The organism is Rahnella sp. AA, assembly GCF_002834385.1.
Classification (GTDB): domain Bacteria; phylum Pseudomonadota; class Gammaproteobacteria; order Enterobacterales; family Enterobacteriaceae; genus Rahnella.
In genome coordinates this window covers 150833-169394 of record NZ_PITQ01000001.1, presented here as the reverse complement: position 1 = coordinate 169394, position 18562 = coordinate 150833, and the positions used below count along the sequence as shown (strand labels likewise).

The following is an 18562-nucleotide window of genomic DNA, read 5'->3' as shown; positions in this document are numbered from 1 at the left end:
GTCTCCCCTTCCGGCTTTTTTATTGCGTGCGGCGTAAAGATTACTCGCCTTTGAAACGCTCAATTTTAGCGCCGAGCTGACGCAGTTTATCTTCGATACGCTCGTAGCCACGGTCGATGTGATAAATACGGTCAACAACGGTAACGCCTTCCGCGATACAGCCTGCCAGAACCAGGCTGGCTGACGCACGTAAATCGGTCGCCATCACCTGCGCGCCAGACAGTTTTTCAACGCCGTGGCAAATCAGGGTGCTGCCTTCGATTTCCGCATGCGCGCCCATACGGATAAGCTCAGGGATGTGCATGAAGCGGTTTTCGAAGATAGTTTCAGTAATCACACCTGTACCTTCCGCCACCAGATTCAGCAGGCTGAATTGTGCCTGCATATCGGTCGGGAACCCCGGATGCGGTGCGGTGCGGAAAGTGACCGCTTTGGCGCGTTTGCCATGCATATCGAGGCTGATCCAGTCTTCACCCACTTCGATATCCGCACCGGCTTCACGCAGTTTTGCCAGCACGGCATCCAGCGTGTCAGGACGGGCTTCGCGGCAGGTAATTTTGCCACCGGAAATGGCAGCTGCCACCAGGAATGTGCCCGTTTCGATACGGTCAGGCACTACGCGATAAACACCGCCACCCAGGCGTGCAACGCCATCAATGGTGATTTTATCAGTACCTGCGCCGGTGATTTTTGCACCCAGCGTATTCAGGAAATTAGCGGTATCGACAATTTCCGGCTCACGCGCGGCGTTTTCAATAATGGTCGTGCCTTCCGCCAGCGTCGCAGCGCTCATGATGGTCACGGTCGCGCCCACGCTGACTTTGTCCATCACGATGTGCGCGCCCTTCAGACGGCCATCCACTGACGCTTTTACGTAGCCTTCTTCCAGCACGATGGTCGCACCGAGCTGTTCCAGGCCAGTAATGTGCAGGTCAACAGGACGTGCACCAATCGCGCAGCCGCCAGGCAGGGAAACCTCACCACGCCCAAAACGTGCCACCAGAGGCCCAAGAGCCCAGATGGAAGCACGCATAGTTTTCACCAGGTCGTAAGGTGCACAAAACTCGTTAACTGTGCTGGCATCGACAAACACCGAGCCATTGCGTTCGATTTTAGTACCGAGCTGGCTCAGCAGTTTGATGGTGGTGTCAATGTCTTTCAGGTGGGGAACGTTCTGAAGCTCAACGGGTTCTTCAGCAAGCAGTGCGGCAAACAAAATAGGAAGTGCTGCATTTTTTGCACCAGAGATAGTGACTTCGCCGCTAAGACGAGTCCCACCCTGTACACGAAATTTATCCATTATGACTGCTCTCTTAATTTCAAGTATTTAGCAAATACGAGGAAGCTGCCGGAACTCCGGCAGTCTTATAAACCGCTCAGTTTACGGTCACGCGCCCATTCTTCCGGGGTATAAGCCTTAATAGACAGCGCATGAATTCGATTGTCGGCGATGTATTCCATCAGCGGCGCGTAAACGGTCTGTTGTTTTTTCACGCGGCTCATGCCATCAAACATCGCACCAACGACAATGGCCTGAAAATGACTGCCATCGCCAGTAATGTGTGCTTCATCCAGTGCCAATGCGTTCATCAGCACATCTTTAATTTCACTTGTTTCCATAGGGATCTATTCTTCTGAAGAATCATAACAGCCCGATATCTTATAGGGATCGGACCAAATCTTAAACCACGAAAAAGCCCCTGAGGAAGAGTTTCGCACAGGGGCTTTGTGGACATTAAGGCAACGATTTACATCCCGCCACCTAACCTCCCGTAACTGTTCACTTATTTTCCAGTGAGTCAGTCGGGATAATGCCCTGAAGATTATATAAAGCAATCAGTGTATGCAGCCGGTCGGTAATACCCGCAATCGCCAGTGACACACCTTGCTGGCTGGCTTCTTCACGCAGGTGTACTAACAACGCCAAACCTGAAGAATCCACGCGCTCCAGCCCGGAGACATCCAGACAATTGATGCCAGACATCAGCTTCTTACGGATATCCCAAAATGGCACCAGCGTTTCACGATCCAGTTCGCCGAGCAGCGTTAGCCGCGGCGGCTGCGATTCCCAGCGCAATGCGTCACTCATTGTTTATCCAGCGTGATCGGTTCGGCAGCAGCTTGTTTCAGGCGTGCAGTCAGGCCATCAATACCTTTCTGACGCAAGATATCCGCCCATTCGTTCTGCTTGGTCGAAATCATGCTAACGCCTTCGGCGATCATGTCATAAGCCTGCCACTCATTAGTGATGCTGTTTTTGCGCCACTGGAAATCCAGGCGAACGGGAGGACGACCATTGGGATCAGTAATGGTGACACGGATAGCGATGATGTCTTTACCTGCGTAAGACTGCTCGGGCTGCACGGTATAACTCTGGCCGTTGTACATGGCCAGCGCCTGACCATAAGCCTGTTGCAGGTAATCAGAGAACGCCGCGAAATAAGCATTACGCTGGGCAGGTGTCGCCTGCTGGTAATAACGGCCTAACACCAGCGCACCGGCGTATTTAATCTGCACGTACGGCAGCAGCTCATCGCGAACGATCTGGCGCAGATAGTTAGGGTCTTGCTTAATTTTCGGCTGTTCGGTTTTAAGGCGAGTGAAGGTTTTATTCGCCGCTTCATTCATCACGCTGTAAGGGTTAGTTTTATCCACAGCCGCATTGGCCAGCGGAGCCATAACCACCAACAACGCGGCGATAACTAAACGTTTAAACATATCTATTTCCTCTTTTATGGAGAATCCGTGATAGCCAGTGCTTAGTGAGCAGCCGGTTGTGGAGCCGTATTCGCATCAGGTGCTGGTGCCGCCGTCGCCCCGCCGGTGTTGGTATCCGACTTGCCGTCACCGCTCTTGTAAAGGAACTGTCCAATCAGGTCTTCGAGAACCAGCGCGGATTTAGTGTCCTGAATAACGCCACCGTTTTTAAGGATAGTCGTCCCCATGTCCGGGTCTTCAAAACCAATATTCAGCGCCAGAAATTGTTCGCCCAACAAACCAGAGGTGCGGATCGCCAGCGTACTGGTGCTCGGGATCTGGTTGTATTTCTGGTCGATATCCATTTCCACGCGTGGGGAATAGTTTTTATCCAGCGTAATACTGCTGACACGGCCGATCACTACGCCGCCGACTTTCACTGGTGAACCGCTTTTCAGGCCGCCAATATTGTCAAAATCCGCAGAAATACGGTAGGTCGGATCCGAGCCAATCGAACGGATATCGGCCACTTTGAGACACAGAAAAACGATCGCAATCAGCGCAATGATTAAAAATGCGCCAACCCAAATCTCACTCTTTTTCGTTTGCATGGTTTAATTTCCAAACATCAGTGCTGTCAGCACAAAATCCAATCCCAGCACCGCCAGTGACGAATGCACCACAGTACGTGTCGTTGCCCGGCTAATCCCTTCGGACGTCGGTATCGCATCATAGCCATTGAACAACGCAATCCAGGTCACGGTGATAGCGAAAACAAGGCTTTTAATCAGGCAGTTAAGCAGGTCAGTCCGCCAGTCTACGGCAGTTTGCATTGCAGACCAGAAGAAACCGCTGTCGATCCCCTTCCAGTCCACCCCCACCAACGAACCGCCCCAGATCCCAACGGCAACAAAAATCGCCGTCAGCAATGGCATAGAAATCAGGCCCGCCCAGAAGCGCGGAGCCACAACGCGGCGCAGCGGGTCAATCGCCATCATTTCCAGGCTGGAGATCTGCTCGGTCGCTTTCATCAGGCCCAGTTCAGCGGTCAGTGCTGACCCCGCCCGCCCCGCAAACAGCAAGGCAGTGACGACCGGTCCAAGTTCACGCAACAACGAAAGCGCCACCATCATACCCAGGCTAGCCTCGGCGCTGTAGGTGGTTAAAATCAGATATCCCTGCAGGCCAAGCACCATGCCAATAAACAGGCCTGAGACCAGAATGATTAACAAAGAGAGCACGCCAACGCTGTAAAGTTGCTTAACCAGCAGAGGCCATTGCCTTGCGAACTGTGGCTTACCGACCAGCGCCCTGAAGAGCATCAGGCCAGCGCGCCCGAAAGACGCACAGGTGTTTATCCCACGACGCCCGACTGAGGCTAACGCCTCAGTTATTTTCAAAACAAATAACATGAATAGAAAACTCCATCATCCGAGCAGCTCGGTTTTGTAATCACCGGCAGGGAAACGGAAAGGAACCGGTCCATCGGCAATACCGTCGAGGAACTGGCGAACGCGCGGATCAGGATTATTTTGCAGCTCCTCTGGCGTACCTTCAGCAATCACACGCTGTGCGGCAACGATGTAAGCATAATCTGCGATGCTCAGAACCTCAGGCACATCGTGGGAAACCACAATACAGGTCACGCCCAGCGCATGGTTCAGCTCATCGATGAGTTTGACCAGCACGCCCATGGTAATCGGATCCTGACCCACGAAAGGTTCGTCGAACATAATCAGCTCAGGATCAAGCGCAATGGCACGCGCCAGGGCAACGCGGCGCGCCATCCCACCCGACAATTCGGCGGGCATCAGATCACCGGCACCCCGCAGGCCTACCGCTTCCAGTTTCATTGTCACCGTGCTGCGCAGCAATTCTTCCGGCAACTTACTGTGCTCACGCAACGGAAACGCGACATTCTCGAACACAGTGAGGTCAGTAAACAATGCACCGGACTGAAACAACATGCTCATTTTTTTGCGGGATTCGTACAGCTTACGACGAGACAACGCAGGGATATTGTCCCCGTCAAACCAGATTTCGCCGCGGTCAGGGGCAAGCTGCCCGCCGATAAGGCGCAACAATGTTGTCTTGCCTATCCCCGAAGGCCCCATAATTGCGGTGACCTTACCCCGTGGCACTGTCATGTTTATCTCTTCAAAAATGGGACGATCGCCGCGCACAAAACTCATGCCTTTGATCTCAACCAGATTCGATTCGCTTTGACTCATTCAGTTTATTCCTTCGGAATGCTTTCGCTAAGAATACGTCTGACCCGCATAGGGTGTCGTATAACTTTGGTATTTTTACAAAAACTTACCCCAGTTTCGTTACCAAAGTTGCCATCGATTTACTTTTTTGCCACAGATGGTCAAAATCGATGAATTACCATTTTAAAATAAAAGCCTTCATCGTCTAACATACAGGAACCTGCTGGCGTCGTTTTCAGACAAAATGTTGCCTTAGCTCATGTTGACGAAGGAATCGGCTGCCTTTACAAGGCAACGAACCTCGCATTATACCCAATAAAGGATGTTTCATGCTTCTCGCTATCGTACTGATGATTGTCGGCCTGTTACTGCTTGTTTACGCCGCCGATCGTCTGGTGTACGGAGCCGCAGTGTTGGCACGCTCGATGGGCATACCTCCGCTGGTGATCGGCATGACCGTCGTCGGTGTCGGAATATCCCTTCCTGAGCTGGTGGTTTCCACCACGGCAGCCATCAACGATCAGATGGATTTGGCTGTTGGAAACGCAATTGGTTCGAATATCATTAATATTCTTCTGATTTTGGGCGGTGCAGCCCTGATTCATCCACTTTCCGTTCGTTCTGATATATTACGCCGCGAACTCCCTCTATTGTTACTGGTCACTGCGCTGTGCGGTTTTGTGTTAAGTGACGGAGAACTCAGTCGCTTAGATGGCGTTCTGCTGCTGGCGAGCGCCGCCGTATTTATGATGCTGGTGATAAAAATCGCCCGGGCAGCCGAAAAAGAGGGGCTGGACACACTCACGTATGAGCAAATGTCCGAACTGCCACAAGACAGTAGCAATACCGTCGCTTTTCTGTGGCTGGCCCTGGGCTTTATCATCATGCCCCTGGCATCGGGCATGATTGTCGACAACAGTACCGTCATTGCCCGCTATTTTGGTGTCAGCGAACTGGTGATCGGCCTCACCGTCATCGCCATCGGCACCAGTTTGCCGGAGCTGGCGACCTTTATTGCCGGGGCAATTAAAGGGGAAGATGATATCGCACTGGGCAATATCATTGGGGCCAACATTTTTAACACCTGTCTGGTGCTGGGATTACCCGCGCTGGTTGCGCCAGGCTCATTTAACCCGGATGCGTTTCATCGCGATTACTGGGTCATGCTGGCGGTCAGTGTCGTGCTTTCCGGGCTATGCCTGATGCGCAAACATCGTATCGGCCACTTAGCCGGCGCACTATTACTGTGTGGATTTATCGCCTATATGACAGTGTTGTTCCTTGTACCGGATAGCATTGCCTTCTGAACTCTGTCAGGAACTGACTATGGCTAACTATACCTTCGCCTCCGACTTCGATTTTCAGGCCGTCGGGCGTGATGTGCTAAAAACAGAACGTGAAGGACTTGAGCAGTTAGATCAATACATTAACGGTGACTTCACCCGTGCCTGTGAAAAAATCTTCGCCTGCGCAGGGAAAGTCGTCGTCATGGGAATGGGCAAATCAGGACACATTGGTCGTAAGATGGCCGCCACGTTTGCCAGCACGGGCACGCCGTCATTCTTTGTCCATCCGGGTGAAGCCAGCCATGGCGATTTAGGGATGGTGTCGAAACAGGATGTGGTGATCCTTATCTCCAATTCAGGTGAAGCCCACGAAATTTTGGGGCTGATCCCGGTATTAAAACGCCTGAACATCACACTTATTTGCATGACATCCAATCCGGAAAGCACAATGGGCAAAGCGGCTGATGTTCACCTTTGCGTGCGTGTTCCCAAAGAGGCCTGTCCGCTAGGCCTGGCACCTACCAGCAGCACTACCGCAGTGTTGGTGATGGGTGATGCGCTGGCCGTTGCATTGCTCGAAGCCCGTGGTTTCACCCCGGAAGATTTCGCCTTGTCACATCCCGGCGGAGCACTGGGTCGCAAGCTCTTACTGCGCGTCAGCGATATCATGCACACCGGCGAAGAAATCCCGCACGTGAGCCGCGATGCCTCTTTGCGTGACGCCCTGCTGGAAATTACCCGCAAGAACCTGGGTATGACGGTAATCTGTAACGATTTGATGAGAATCGAAGGGATCTTCACCGATGGTGACTTACGCCGCATTTTTGATATGGGCGTTAACATCAACAACGCATCGATTGCCGATGTGATGACCACCGGTGGTATTCGTGTCCGTCCGTCTCTTCTGGCGGTCGATGCGCTAAATTTAATGCAGGAAAAACACATAACCTGCGTGATGGTTGCCGATGGTGACCAGTTGCTGGGTGTGTTACATATGCACGATATGCTGCGCGCTGGCGTAGTTTAATTGAGGAATGCCCTGAATGAGTAATAGCCCAGCCCTGGTGGAAACCTGCTACGGCCCGGTCAGCACCCAGGTGCTTGAACGAGCGCAAGCTATCCGCCTGCTGATTTGTGATGTGGATGGCGTCATGTCTGATGGTCTGATCTACATGGGAAATCAGGGAGAAGAGCTGAAAAGTTTTAACGTCCGTGACGGTTATGGTATTCGCTGCCTGCTGACATCCGGCATTGAGGTGGCGATTATTACAGGCCGAAATGCGAAATTACTGGAAGATCGCGCTAAAACCCTGGGCATACGCCATTTGTATCAGGGGCAATCGGATAAGCTTTTGGCCTTCCGTGAACTGTTAGATACACTGTCTCTTCGGGCTGAAGAAGTGGCTTACATCGGCGATGACCTGATCGACTGGCCGGTGATGGCTGAAGCAGGGCTTTCGGTCGCCGTTCAGGATGCACATCCCATTCTGTTGCCCAAAGCACATTACGTCACCCGTATTGCAGGGGGTCGTGGCGCAGTACGCGAATTATGTGACCTGATTCTGCTGGCACAGGGTAAGCTGGAGGACGCCAAAGGGCTGTCGATATGAGCAAAGCAAAACTTTGGGTTATTCTGGCACTGACAGCCATTGTATTGGTCCTGATTGGCTGGTCATTGTCTGACAACAGCAATGACGTCCCGCAGACGGTAAACGATCAGGATCCGACTTATCAAAGTTCCCACACGGTCACGATGGTGTATGACCCTCTGGGCAGCCTGACGTATAAACTCGTCTCCGACCAGGTAAAATATTACACCGCGGATCAGGTGACATGGTTTACCAACCCGGTAGCGACCATGTATGACAAGAATAAAGTTCCGACCTGGGTGCTACGTTCTGATAAAGCCAAGTTGACTCAGGATAAAATGCTCTATCTTTACGGGCATGTGCAGGCAGACAGCCTGACACCTGAGACATCACAGTTGCAAAGAATCAAAACGGATAATGCACGGGTTAACCTGACGACACAGGACGTTGCCTCTGATGATGAAGTAACGCTTTATGGAACAGGTTTTACATCTAACGGCATGAAAATGCGTGGTAATCTGCGTGATAAAACAGCAGAGCTGATCGAAAAGGTAACGACCTCTTATGAAATTCAAAGCAAAAAATAAAATCCGTAATCTCCTGATCGTCAGCTCATTGTTAGCCGTCAGCATTCCGGCATTTGCATTAAAAGACGACACGACGAAGCCGATCACCATTGATTCCGCCAATCAGGCGCTGGATGTGAACACCAACACCGCTACCTTCACCGGTAACGTTGTGGTCAATCAGGGCACTATTCAGGTAAAAGCCGATAAAGTTGTCGTGATCCGTCCTCAGGGCGTATCCGGCAAAGAAGTGGTGGAAGGTTACGGCAATCCGGTCACGTTCTACCAGATGCAGGACAACGGCAAGCCGGTGAAAGGCCATGCGCAGAAAGTCCGCTATGAAGTGGAAAACGATCTCGTAACCCTGACCGGTAACGCTTACCTTGAACAGCTCGACAGCAACGTGAAAGGCGACCGTATTACCTATCTGGTGCAGAAACAGCAAATGGAAGCCTTTAGTGATAAAGGTAACCGTGTGACGACCGTTCTGGTCCCTTCGCAGTTGCAACAAAAAGCGCCTGCCGCGGGCGGCCAGCCGACCAAAAAGAGTAACTGATATTTTATGGCAAAATTAATCGCAGAGAATCTGGCCAAGGCATACAAAGGCCGAAAGGTCGTTGAAGATGTCAGCCTGATGGTCAATTCAGGTGAAATCGTCGGGTTATTAGGGCCGAACGGTGCGGGTAAAACCACGACGTTTTATATGGTCGTCGGTATTGTACAACGCGACGCAGGCCGTATTGTTATCGATGATGAAGACATCAGCCTCCTTCCGTTGCACACCCGCGCCCGACGCGGCATTGGTTATCTTCCTCAGGAAGCGTCCATTTTCCGCCGCCTCAGCGTATTTGATAACCTGATGGCCGTTCTGCAAATCCGCGATGACCTGACTAAAGATCAGCGTAACGATCGCGCTAACGAATTAATGGAAGAGTTTCATATTTCCCATTTGCGCGATAACCTCGGTCAATCATTGTCCGGCGGTGAACGTCGTCGTGTTGAAATTGCCCGTGCTCTGGCAGCGAACCCTAAGTTTATCCTGCTGGATGAACCGTTCGCCGGTGTTGACCCAATTTCAGTTATCGACATCAAAAAAATCATTGAACATTTGCGTGACAGCGGCCTCGGCGTACTGATCACTGACCATAACGTTCGCGAAACACTCGATGTTTGTGAGCGTGCGTATATCGTCAGTCAGGGGAAATTGATCGCCCACGGCACGCCAGCCGACATTCTTGCTGATGAACAGGTTAAACGTGTTTATCTTGGTGAAGAATTCCGTCTGTGATCCGTGCCGCCGGAACCCTGCCTGTTTCCACCTACACTGAAACAGGCCGTCTCTGACAGAAGTGTTGCCGTTTTCACTCATCAACGGAAATAAAGCCAAGATATGAAGCAAGGTTTGCAACTCAGACTCAGCCAACAACTGGCAATGACTCCTCAGTTACAACAGGCCATCCGCCTGTTGCAATTGTCCACGCTTGAGCTCCAACAGGAGATCCAACTGGCGCTGGAGAGCAACCCTCTGCTGGAACAAACTGACCTGCATGATGAGATTGATGCGGTAGAAACCACGGACAGCGAAGGTCTGGACACCCGCGAGGCGCTCGAGCAAAAAGACATGCCAGAAGAGCTTCCGCTGGACGCGACCTGGGACGAGATTTATACCGCGGGTACACCTTCCGGCACTGGCAACGATTACAGCGATGATGAGTTGCCGATTTATCAGGGCGAAACCACGCAGACGCTTCAGGATTACCTGATGTGGCAGGTTGAACTGACCCCGTTTTCGGATACTGACGCCGCCATCGCCACATCAATTGTCGATGCCGTGGACGATACCGGCTATCTGACGGTTTCTCTTGACGATATCCTCGAAAGCATCGGTGACGAAAACGTCAGCATGGAGGAGGTGGAAGCCGTTTTGAAACGCGTTCAGCGTTTTGACCCGGTGGGTGTCGCTGCGCGTGATCTGCGTGACTGCCTGCTCATTCAGCTTTCTCAGTACGCCACTGACACCCCTTTTATCGCCGAAGCCCGTCTGATCATCAGCGAACATCTGGATTTGCTGGCAAACCATGATTTCCGAGCACTTATGCGTTCAACCCGGCTAAAAGAAGATACACTGAAAGGAGCCATGCTTCTGATTCAGTCTCTTGATCCGCGGCCGGGCCAGTCGATCAATACCGGTGAATCCGAATACGTGATCCCGGATGTGCTCGTGCGCAAGGTATCGGGAGTCTGGACAGTGGAACTGAATTCCGACAGCATTCCGCGTTTGAAGATCAACCAGCAATACGCTGCGATGGGGAGCTCCGCACGCAGCGACAGCGACGGGCAGTTTATCCGCAGCAATTTGCAGGAAGCCAAATGGCTGATCAAAAGCCTGGAAAGCCGTAACGACACACTGCTGAAAGTGACGCGCTGCATTGTTGAGCAGCAACAGACGTTCTTTGAGTTAGGTGAAGAGTACATGAAACCCATGGTACTGGCCGACATCGCCAGCGCCGTGGAAATGCACGAATCGACAATCTCACGCGTAACGACGCAAAAGTTCCTGCACAGCCCGCGTGGCATTTTCGAACTTAAATATTTCTTCTCCAGCCATGTCAGTACCGACAGCGGCGGCGAGGCATCGTCAACCGCGATCCGGGCGCTGGTGAAGAAATTAATCGCAGCGGAGAATCCTGTAAAACCGCTCAGTGACAGTAAGTTAGCCACCCTGCTTTCCGATCAGGGAATTATGGTGGCACGACGGACCGTCGCCAAATACCGAGAGTCTTTGTCCATCCCGCCCTCAAACCAACGTAAACAGTTAGTTTGACCTCAACAGAGAAGGAAGACATTATGCAGCTCAACATTACCGGACATCACATTGAGATAACCGACCCCCTGAGAGAATTTATAACCCTGAAACTGGCTAAGCTTGAGCAGTATTTCGACAGGATTAATCAGGTGTATGTGGTTTTGAGTGTGGAAAAAGTGCAGAAAGTTGCGGAAGCAACGTTGCATGTGAATGGAGGCGAGTTGCATGCCACCTCGGAACATCAGGATATGTACGCGGCGATTGACGGTCTGGTTGATAAACTGGCCCGCCAGCTGAACAAACATAAAGATAAACTGAAACAGCACTGATATTCATGTAGCCAACCCTGTGCTACAAACCTTCGGGCATCGGCTTGTGACCTTCGGGAAACGAGCCGATATAGCTTTAAGGGTGAAACAGCGCAAAAGTGAAAGATGACATGATTAACGATACTGCAATGCAATTAACGTCGGTGCTTAATGCCGAATGCACCAAAAGCGGCGTTCATTGCGCCAGCAAAAAACGTGCGCTGGAAATCATCAGCGAACTGGCAGCCAGGCAATTAAATTTGTCGCCACAAGTGATTTTCGACGCCATTTTGACCCGTGAACGCATGGGCAGCACCGGGATCGGTGCCGGGATCGCTATCCCGCACGGCAAGCTGGAAGAAGATACTTTACGCGCTGTCGGGGTATTCATCCAGCTCGATCAACCGATCGCTTTTGATGCTATCGATAATCAGCCTGTGGATCTGCTTTTTGCCTTGCTGGTTCCGGCAGATCAATGTAAAACCCATTTACATACCCTGTCTTTGGTTGCAAAAAAACTGGCAGATAAAGGGGTGTGTCGTCGCCTGCGTGGTGCGCAAAGTGACGAAGAACTCTTTCAGATCATGACCGAAAACGAGTAAAGTCGCCGGCCTGTTTTGAGTCAAATTACGCAATACCGTTTAAGCCAGCCGCCACTTTTTGGCTGGCACGATTTTACCAATGATGGTTCCCGGTTAATGCCGGGATGAGCGAATTCTGAACACTGAATGCCAGGGGAGTGACACCATGGTGCTGATGATTGTCAGCGGCCGTTCCGGTTCCGGGAAATCGGTTGCCCTTAGGGCATTAGAAGACATGGGTTTTTACTGCGTGGATAACCTGCCGGTAGTGTTACTGCCGCAGCTTGCCCAGACCCTCGTTGAGCGTAATACGTCTGCGGCCGTCAGCATTGACGTGCGTAACATGCCAGAAACACCGGAAGTTTATGAACATGCGATGTCACAGCTGCCGGAAAGCTTCTCGCCGCAGCTGTTGTTCCTCGATGCTGACCGAAATACCCTGATCCGCCGTTACAGCGACACCCGTCGTCTGCACCCGCTTTCCAGCAAAAACCTGTCCCTTGAAAGTGCTATCGATGAAGAAGCTGATCTGCTTGAACCTTTGCGTTCTTCCGCGGATCTGATCATCGACACCTCCGAGATGTCTGTTCACGAACTGGCTGAAATGCTGCGTACACGCCTTCTGGGCAAACGCGAACGTGAACTGACTATGGTTTTTGAATCCTTTGGTTTCAAACACGGCATTCCAATTGATGCAGATTACGTCTTCGACGTGCGCTTCCTGCCGAACCCGCACTGGGATCCGAAACTGCGCCCGATGACCGGTCTCGACAAACCGGTTGCCGCGTTCCTCGACCGTCATACCGAAGTGCATAATTTTATCTACCAGACGCGCAGCTACCTTGAACAATGGCTGCCCGCACTGGAAACCAACAACCGCAGCTATCTGACCGTCGCCATTGGCTGTACCGGCGGTAAACACCGTTCGGTGTATATCGCAGAACAGCTGGCTGACTATTTCCGTTCCCGCGGGAAGAACGTCCAGTCCCGCCATCGCACGCTGGAAAAACGTAAATCATGACGGTTAAACAAACGGTAGAAATCAAAAACCGGTTAGGGATGCATGCCCGTCCGGCGATGAAGTTATTTGAACTGGTGCAGAGCTTTGAGTCAGAAGTGATGCTGCGCAACGGCACAGGCATTGAGGCGGAAGCCAGCAGCGTGATCGCCCTGCTGATGCTGGATTCTCCGAAAGGCCAGCAGATTGAAATCGAAGCCACCGGCCCCGACGAAGAACAGGCGCTGACCGCCGTCGTTAATCTCATCAACTCCGGTTTCGACGAGGACTAATCCCCGTCATATTTCAAGTTGCAGGTGCGTTGGCTGCGCTCAGTCACCCGAATCACTTACTCGTGTAAGCTCATCGGGACTCCTTCGTTTGCCGCCTTCCTGCAACTCGAACTATTTTGGGGATAAGTAAGATTTTAAATTCGTGAAAGGCAATCGATCGCAATGGCCTTGAAGCTTTCAAAATTCTCACTGCTCAGCAGCCGGCTCATCGAACGCTCCCGCACAAACGTCACGAACAAATCGTAAATCGCCATCGCCTCTTCGTAATCTGCCTTGCTGATCGCCAGCAGGAAAATCACGTGCGCCGTTTCTCCTTCGCCCCAGGCAATGCCCTGCGGTGATAGCAGCGTGATAACCACGGTTTTCTTCGCCAGCAAACCCAGCGAGTGCGGCAGCGCAATACCTTCGCCCAGCATGGTCGAGATAATTTCCTCACGTTCCACCACCGACGGGTAAAACGTCTGATCGACGTACCCTTCCTCTTCAAGCTGCGAACACACATGGCGGAAAAGCTCCGCCTGCGTCATCGGCTCATTGACGATCATAAAGTGTTTTTCATCGAAGAATTTTTCCAGCATATAAGGCCGGGTGCGATCGACCAGCACCAGCTTGCCGAGCTGCTCCATCTGGTATTCCGTCGGGAACGGCGACAGCACCACCACCGGCTTATTCTTCTCAGTAATGCGGGCGTTGGAGATAATAAAATCTTCGTCGATGTGTTCCAGTTGCTCGTAATCGCGCAGCGAAACGATCTGTTTCATCACCAGTTGCGGATATTTGCGGTTAATCTGCGCCTGAATCATACGGATGGTCGAATTACCGGTATCACAGACCAGCATGACCTGCGGATGGCGCTGGTAGCCAATGTTGTAATGCCGCTCCAGCCCGACGCCGATATGCAGCACCAGAAAACCAATTTCATTCTCGCTCAGCGTGTACGGCGTGTATTTCCCCCAGCTCGACACCGCCGCCAGCGTAACGTCATACGCCATCGGATAATGCTGTTTGATGTTGCTCAGCAGCGGGTTCGGGATATTAATCTGGTATTTCACCCGCGTAATCATGGTTTTGATGTGCGTCAGCAGGTCCGCACGCAGCTGCTTATCGCCTTGCAAATCATAGTTATAGTGCGAATTGATGTACGAAAGAATGTAATCAACCAGCGATTCATCGTCGTCGGCGTTAATGTCCGTCGGCAAAATTTTCTGTACCCGGCGCGCGGCAATATTCACCCGCAGATACGCCTCCTCCGAGGCCGGAATTTCCTTTCCGACCAGATTTTTCAGCTCTGCCGCCAGTCGCACAGAAACCTGCTTCACCGCCGGGTCGCCGTCTTCGGCATCAAAATCCGTCAGCGGGTAACCGCCGGTTATACGTTTGATCGCCACGGCGCAATAAAGAATCAGATATTGCTCACCTTCATCGGTGAGCTGAATAGAAGACTGCGTCAGCAGCTGATGCATGAAACGCGTTAACGGAACCAGCGCTTCCGGCTCCAGACTTTCGGCCTTCAGCAGCGGGTTAGCCTGTTCTTCGGCATCGAGCTGGAACAATAAATCGGTCAGACAGGCACGGATCGCCAGTTCCGCACCGAACAGCTTCATGCCGTATCGCGGTTTGGTTTCGATATTCAGGTGATAGCGCGCCAGATGCTCTCTCACCTCAGCCATATCATTTTGCAGGGTTCCCCGGCTGACAAACCATTCATCGGCCAGATCTTCCAGCTTTAATGAAAAAGCTGAGGTCAAAAAGCGGATCAGCAACGTCTTCACCCGCTCCGCAGCGGTGCGCGGCGTCGGGTTAGGTTTACGTTGCGTTGATTGCTGCAACGACGAAAACAACGCCTGATCGTCGATGCGCAGCTGATATCCGCATCCCCGGTTGTGGACAAACGTTGCGCCGTAACCGGCAATGATTTCATTGAGCGCAGTGATATCAGCACGCACCGTTCTTGTCGATACCGCCAGGCGTTTTGCCAGCTCATCCTGAGGCAGGGTCTCGGTTTGCAGTGCATCAAACAATTGCGCCAGCCGTTGATTGGGAAATCTCACCATTATTCTTCCTGGAATACCAAATGCCAGTGCCGGATACCTGTTTGTATCCGGCAATATTAATAATCTATTAATTCATTGAGTAAATGACTTTGCAATGATGTTACACGATAAAGAAGACGTCAGGCTGTTCAGCCAATCAGCTTTTTGACGCTGGCCAGCAGGGTTTTCACATCGTCAGGACGGGTATTGCCGGTCGCGCTGTCGATAATAGAGCTGTAGATATGCGGGATGATTTTGGTCACGCCAGCGGCCAGCGCGATTTCCATAATCGGCTCGAAGTTTTCCAGATCGATACCACCGGTCGGCTCCAGCCAGAAATCCTGTTCAGCACAGGCACGCGCCACGGCAGCGAATTCTTCACGGGTTTTCAGGCCGCCCATCGGGAAATATTTCACCGAGCTGCCGCCCATGTCTTTGAGCAGCGCAATCGCAGTTTCCACCGGCACAATCGCGTCACTGGCTGCGGAACTCAGCGGCCCGGTGTTAATTTTGACGAAACCGGCTTTGCCGGTCGGCGAAATCAGGCCGTTGACCACACTGTCGTTCTGGCCGAGCAGCGCACGGCTGGTGCCGACGCCGGTGAATACCTGATTCACATGCTGCGGCTGAACCTGCTGGGAAATCTGGCTGACCATCCGCGACTGACGCGGATCGCCCGCGCCCAGGCCTACGGACAGCGCGTTTTCGATAAGCGCGGCATATTCCTTCATGTCGGCGGCGGCGCTTGTGACATCCGCGTAGTTTTTGGAAAGCACACCGACCAGCACATGCCCTTCTGCGGCTTCGTAGATATCCCGGGCATTGTCTTTTGACCCTGCCAGAACGTTCAGACAGACGCGGTCACGATAGAAATTTGGGGTCAGCTTCATGCTTTCTCTCCACTGAAAAGTTGTTTGAAACGGTCGGCGACAATGGCGAGCTGCGGCGGCGTCACGCTGCGAACGTCGACTTCAATCTTGCCTTCGTTGGCGCGGTAGCCACGGAAGTAAATGGCGATATCGCCGTTTTTCATGGCGTCCACGATGGCTTTGGTTTTCCAGCCCAGAACTGCTTCATCGAACGTAATTTCGGTACGGGCGATATCGCGCCCCGCGCTGTCCCAGACTACGCGGCCGGTCACGCCATTGATTTCATTCAGGCTGGCAATAAATGGCGTCATTTTGTCGACCATTTCCTGCCCGGTGGTTTTCGGCAGCGTGATGTAACTTTCAATCGCCTGCGTCAGGCCAAGAATGCCTTCTTTGCCGACTTTCATCGCACGACCGATGCCACCGGATTGCAGCTTCACCCATTCGACATATTGTTTTTTGCCCAGCACCAGACCGCTGGTCGGGCCCTCGATGGCTTTCGCGCCGCTGTAAATCACCAGATCTGCACCCATTTCGTAATAACAGGTCAGGTCTTCCTCGGCCGCTGCATCCACAATCAGCGGCAGATTATGTTCGCGGGCAACCTGCGCCGCCTCTTCCACGGACAGAATGCTTTTCTGTACGGAATGGTGGGATTTGATGTACAGAATGGCCGCCGTGCGTGGCGTAATGCAGGCCGCAAGCTGCGCCGCAGAGCATTCGTTGGCATAACCGGCTTCCACTACTTTGCCGCCGCCCATCGTCACCATCGTGCCTACCGGCGCACCGAAATTCACGTTGTGGCCTTTTGGCAGCACGATGTCGTGAGGGATTTCCAGCGGCGCCGCGTGCAGGTTTTCCAGCAGCCAGGCATCATCTTTCACAATCACCGCCGCGACCGACTGCGCAATCCCGGCAGACGCACAGGACACCACCACCGCGTTTTCGACATTCAGCAATTTAGCGATGTAGGCACCGGTTTTGTTCACAAGATCCTTCATCTCGAAATAATGATTCAGGCCGGTATTCACCACCGCCGCCACCTCTTCACGCGGCGTGGAAACCCCGAGCGCCGTCATGCGACCGGACGCGTTAATAACCTGTTTCAGCTGATATTTTTCATACAAAGATTGTTCAGAAGACATGAGCAGATTTCCCTTCTTCGGTTAACAGAGTGACACCTGCGACCACGGCGGCCAGAGGTACCAGCAAACTTTCGCCCTTCACGGACTGACCTTCGGAATCGACAAACACCTGCGGCGCAAAACGCTGTTCAAACAGCGTCAGATCGGCGTCAGCGCCCACTTCAAGACGCCCTTTTGCAGGCAGGCGTAAAGCATCGGCGGCGTGAGAGGTGACGCAGTCAATCACCTGCGTCAGCGTCATGCCCACGCTAAAGAATTTGGACATCACCGTCGCCAGGCTGTGAACCGGCCCGTTCATGCGGTTGCGGCAGTAAATATCGGAGCTGATGGTGTGGGGCAAAATGCCCTGCCTGATGGCCAGTTCTGCCACTTCAAAACTGAAACTGGCGCTGCCGTGCCCGACATCGAGCAGCACGCCACGGCTCAGCGCGCGTTTAATCGAATCGCGCAGCACGCCTTCCGGTGACAGGATCCGGTTCGGTTTGCCGTTATAGCAGTGCGTAATGATGTCGCCGGAAGTCAGCAAGTCCGCGATTTCATCGAGGTTCGGCGGGTTATTCCCGATATGAACCATCAGCGGTAAATCATTATTTTCCTGCTGAATTTCTTTCGCGCGAACCAGCGGCTTGATACCGTTCTGGCCGACGACGCTGCTGCTCATTCGCGCTTTGATCCCGATGATAAAACCGGGGTTGCGCGCAATGGCGTCCCGCACGCCAACTTTGTCGATCTGCGCCATATCGGCCAGTTCGTTCTGCGTGACAATGCCGGTGCGGGCGATATTCAGAAACGCAAAGACGTTGGTTTTCGCCTCGAGGGTAATCTTATAAAAATCGTCGACGTCATTTGCACCGGTGCTTCCGGCATCGGCCACGGTGGTGACACCGCAGGCCACGCCGATCAGGTCAGCGTCGTCATGATAAATCGGCGATTTTGGGTAACAGTGAACGTGGGAGTCGATCCAACCGGCGCTGGCGTAAACCTTGCCTTGGAGGTCGAGTGTCTGGCGGGCGGTGGCGTCGGGCGCCAGCGTGCCGATGGCGGCGAACTTGCCGCCCCGAATTGCAATATCAGTCAGGCTGCCGTCTGTGCTTTTTGCCTGTCGGATGATTAAGTCATACATACGACGTTCTCCATAATCTCAGGCGCCAGAGAAATCCTGACGCCTGATTACTGCTTTCT

At 52.7% G+C, this 18562-nt stretch carries 22 protein-coding genes; 11 read left to right on the top strand and 11 right to left on the bottom strand.

All coding sequences use genetic code 11. From position 1 onward, the window contains the following. Positions 1-40 precede the first annotated feature (40 nt). The 7 genes from murA to mlaF form a co-directional block, all read right to left on the bottom strand. Positions 41-1300 carry a UDP-N-acetylglucosamine 1-carboxyvinyltransferase gene (gene murA, locus CWS43_RS00795; protein ID WP_101074974.1) on the bottom strand — a complete coding sequence of 420 codons (1260 nt, stop codon included), beginning with the start codon at positions 1298-1300 and terminating at the stop codon, positions 41-43. A gap of 65 nt (positions 1301-1365) precedes the next feature. Beyond that, positions 1366-1620, bottom strand: a complete 255-nt coding sequence (gene ibaG / locus CWS43_RS00790) for a BolA family iron metabolism protein IbaG (RefSeq protein WP_013577246.1) — start codon at positions 1618-1620, stop codon at positions 1366-1368. Between the two features lie 160 nt (positions 1621-1780). After that, on the bottom strand, positions 1781-2089 hold the full coding sequence (gene mlaB, locus CWS43_RS00785) for a lipid asymmetry maintenance protein MlaB (protein WP_101074973.1): 309 nt from the start codon (positions 2087-2089) through the stop codon (positions 1781-1783). Then, complete coding sequence (mlaC, locus tag CWS43_RS00780; protein WP_101074972.1) at positions 2086-2718, bottom strand: phospholipid-binding protein MlaC; 633 nt, start codon at positions 2716-2718, stop codon at positions 2086-2088. The genes mlaB and mlaC overlap by 4 nt, the downstream gene beginning before the upstream one ends. A gap of 41 nt (positions 2719-2759) precedes the next feature. Then, complete coding sequence (gene mlaD, locus CWS43_RS00775) at positions 2760-3308, bottom strand: outer membrane lipid asymmetry maintenance protein MlaD (RefSeq protein ID WP_101074971.1); 549 nt, start codon at positions 3306-3308, stop codon at positions 2760-2762. 3 nt (positions 3309-3311) lie between these two features. After that, positions 3312-4109 carry a lipid asymmetry maintenance ABC transporter permease subunit MlaE gene (mlaE, locus tag CWS43_RS00770; RefSeq protein WP_101074970.1) on the bottom strand — a complete coding sequence of 266 codons (798 nt, stop codon included), beginning with the start codon at positions 4107-4109 and terminating at the stop codon, positions 3312-3314. 15 nt (positions 4110-4124) lie between these two features. Continuing rightward, positions 4125-4928: a phospholipid ABC transporter ATP-binding protein MlaF gene (gene mlaF / locus CWS43_RS00765; RefSeq protein ID WP_101074969.1), complete on the bottom strand. Its 804-nt coding sequence runs from the start codon at positions 4926-4928 to the stop codon at positions 4125-4127. A gap of 308 nt (positions 4929-5236) precedes the next feature. Here mlaF and CWS43_RS00760 point away from each other — a divergent pair, with 308 nt between their 5' ends. The 11 genes from CWS43_RS00760 (at position 5237) to npr (ending at position 13333) form a co-directional block, all read left to right on the top strand. Further along, on the top strand, positions 5237-6214 hold the full coding sequence (locus CWS43_RS00760) for a calcium/sodium antiporter (RefSeq protein WP_101074968.1): 978 nt from the start codon (positions 5237-5239) through the stop codon (positions 6212-6214). Between the two features lie 19 nt (positions 6215-6233). Continuing rightward, positions 6234-7220 carry an arabinose-5-phosphate isomerase KdsD gene (gene kdsD, locus CWS43_RS00755; RefSeq protein WP_101074967.1) on the top strand — a complete coding sequence of 329 codons (987 nt, stop codon included), beginning with the start codon at positions 6234-6236 and terminating at the stop codon, positions 7218-7220. 16 nt (positions 7221-7236) lie between these two features. Beyond that, positions 7237-7803 carry a 3-deoxy-manno-octulosonate-8-phosphatase KdsC gene (gene kdsC / locus CWS43_RS00750; protein ID WP_101074966.1) on the top strand — a complete coding sequence of 189 codons (567 nt, stop codon included), beginning with the start codon at positions 7237-7239 and terminating at the stop codon, positions 7801-7803. Next, positions 7800-8369 carry an LPS export ABC transporter periplasmic protein LptC gene (gene lptC / locus CWS43_RS00745; protein ID WP_101074965.1) on the top strand — a complete coding sequence of 190 codons (570 nt, stop codon included), beginning with the start codon at positions 7800-7802 and terminating at the stop codon, positions 8367-8369. Before kdsC ends, lptC begins: the two co-directional genes overlap by 4 nt. Then, positions 8347-8904 (top strand): lipopolysaccharide ABC transporter substrate-binding protein LptA, encoded by a 558-nt coding sequence (lptA, locus tag CWS43_RS00740; protein WP_101074964.1) that lies wholly within the window; start codon positions 8347-8349, stop codon positions 8902-8904. Before lptC ends, lptA begins: the two co-directional genes overlap by 23 nt. Before the next feature lie 6 nt (positions 8905-8910). Then, a complete protein-coding gene (lptB, locus tag CWS43_RS00735; protein ID WP_101074963.1) occupies positions 8911-9636 on the top strand; it encodes an LPS export ABC transporter ATP-binding protein in 726 nt (241 codons plus the stop codon). A gap of 102 nt (positions 9637-9738) precedes the next feature. Next, the gene (rpoN, locus tag CWS43_RS00730; RefSeq protein WP_101074962.1) at positions 9739-11172 is read left to right on the top strand and encodes an RNA polymerase factor sigma-54; all 1434 of its coding nucleotides are present in this window, start codon (positions 9739-9741) and stop codon (positions 11170-11172) included. A gap of 23 nt (positions 11173-11195) precedes the next feature. After that, positions 11196-11483 (top strand): ribosome hibernation promoting factor, encoded by a 288-nt coding sequence (hpf, locus tag CWS43_RS00725; RefSeq protein WP_101074961.1) that lies wholly within the window; start codon positions 11196-11198, stop codon positions 11481-11483. Between the two features lie 98 nt (positions 11484-11581). Beyond that, a complete protein-coding gene (gene ptsN, locus CWS43_RS00720; RefSeq protein ID WP_198555752.1) occupies positions 11582-12064 on the top strand; it encodes a PTS IIA-like nitrogen regulatory protein PtsN in 483 nt (160 codons plus the stop codon). A gap of 145 nt (positions 12065-12209) precedes the next feature. Beyond that, positions 12210-13064 (top strand): RNase adapter RapZ, encoded by an 855-nt coding sequence (gene rapZ, locus CWS43_RS00715; RefSeq protein WP_101074959.1) that lies wholly within the window; start codon positions 12210-12212, stop codon positions 13062-13064. Then, positions 13061-13333, top strand: coding sequence for a PTS phosphocarrier protein NPr (npr, locus tag CWS43_RS00710; protein WP_056776243.1), 273 nt, complete (start codon positions 13061-13063; stop codon positions 13331-13333). The genes rapZ and npr overlap by 4 nt, the downstream gene beginning before the upstream one ends. Before the next feature lie 134 nt (positions 13334-13467). Here the strand turns inward: npr and CWS43_RS00705 are convergent, their stop codons facing one another. The 4 genes from CWS43_RS00705 to CWS43_RS00690 all read right to left on the bottom strand — a co-directional run bounded on the left by CWS43_RS00705 (position 13468) and on the right by CWS43_RS00690 (position 18503). After that, positions 13468-15387, bottom strand: coding sequence for a transcription antiterminator (locus CWS43_RS00705; protein ID WP_198555751.1), 1920 nt, complete (start codon positions 15385-15387; stop codon positions 13468-13470). 128 nt (positions 15388-15515) lie between these two features. After that, positions 15516-16256: a KDGP aldolase family protein gene (locus CWS43_RS00700; protein ID WP_101074958.1), complete on the bottom strand. Its 741-nt coding sequence runs from the start codon at positions 16254-16256 to the stop codon at positions 15516-15518. Continuing rightward, positions 16253-17380 (bottom strand): DgaE family pyridoxal phosphate-dependent ammonia lyase, encoded by a 1128-nt coding sequence (locus CWS43_RS00695; RefSeq protein WP_101074957.1) that lies wholly within the window; start codon positions 17378-17380, stop codon positions 16253-16255. The genes CWS43_RS00700 and CWS43_RS00695 overlap by 4 nt, the downstream gene beginning before the upstream one ends. Next, on the bottom strand, positions 17370-18503 hold the full coding sequence (locus CWS43_RS00690; protein WP_101074956.1) for an amidohydrolase/deacetylase family metallohydrolase: 1134 nt from the start codon (positions 18501-18503) through the stop codon (positions 17370-17372). Before CWS43_RS00690 ends, CWS43_RS00695 begins: the two co-directional genes overlap by 11 nt. Positions 18504-18562: the final 59 nt, after the last annotated feature.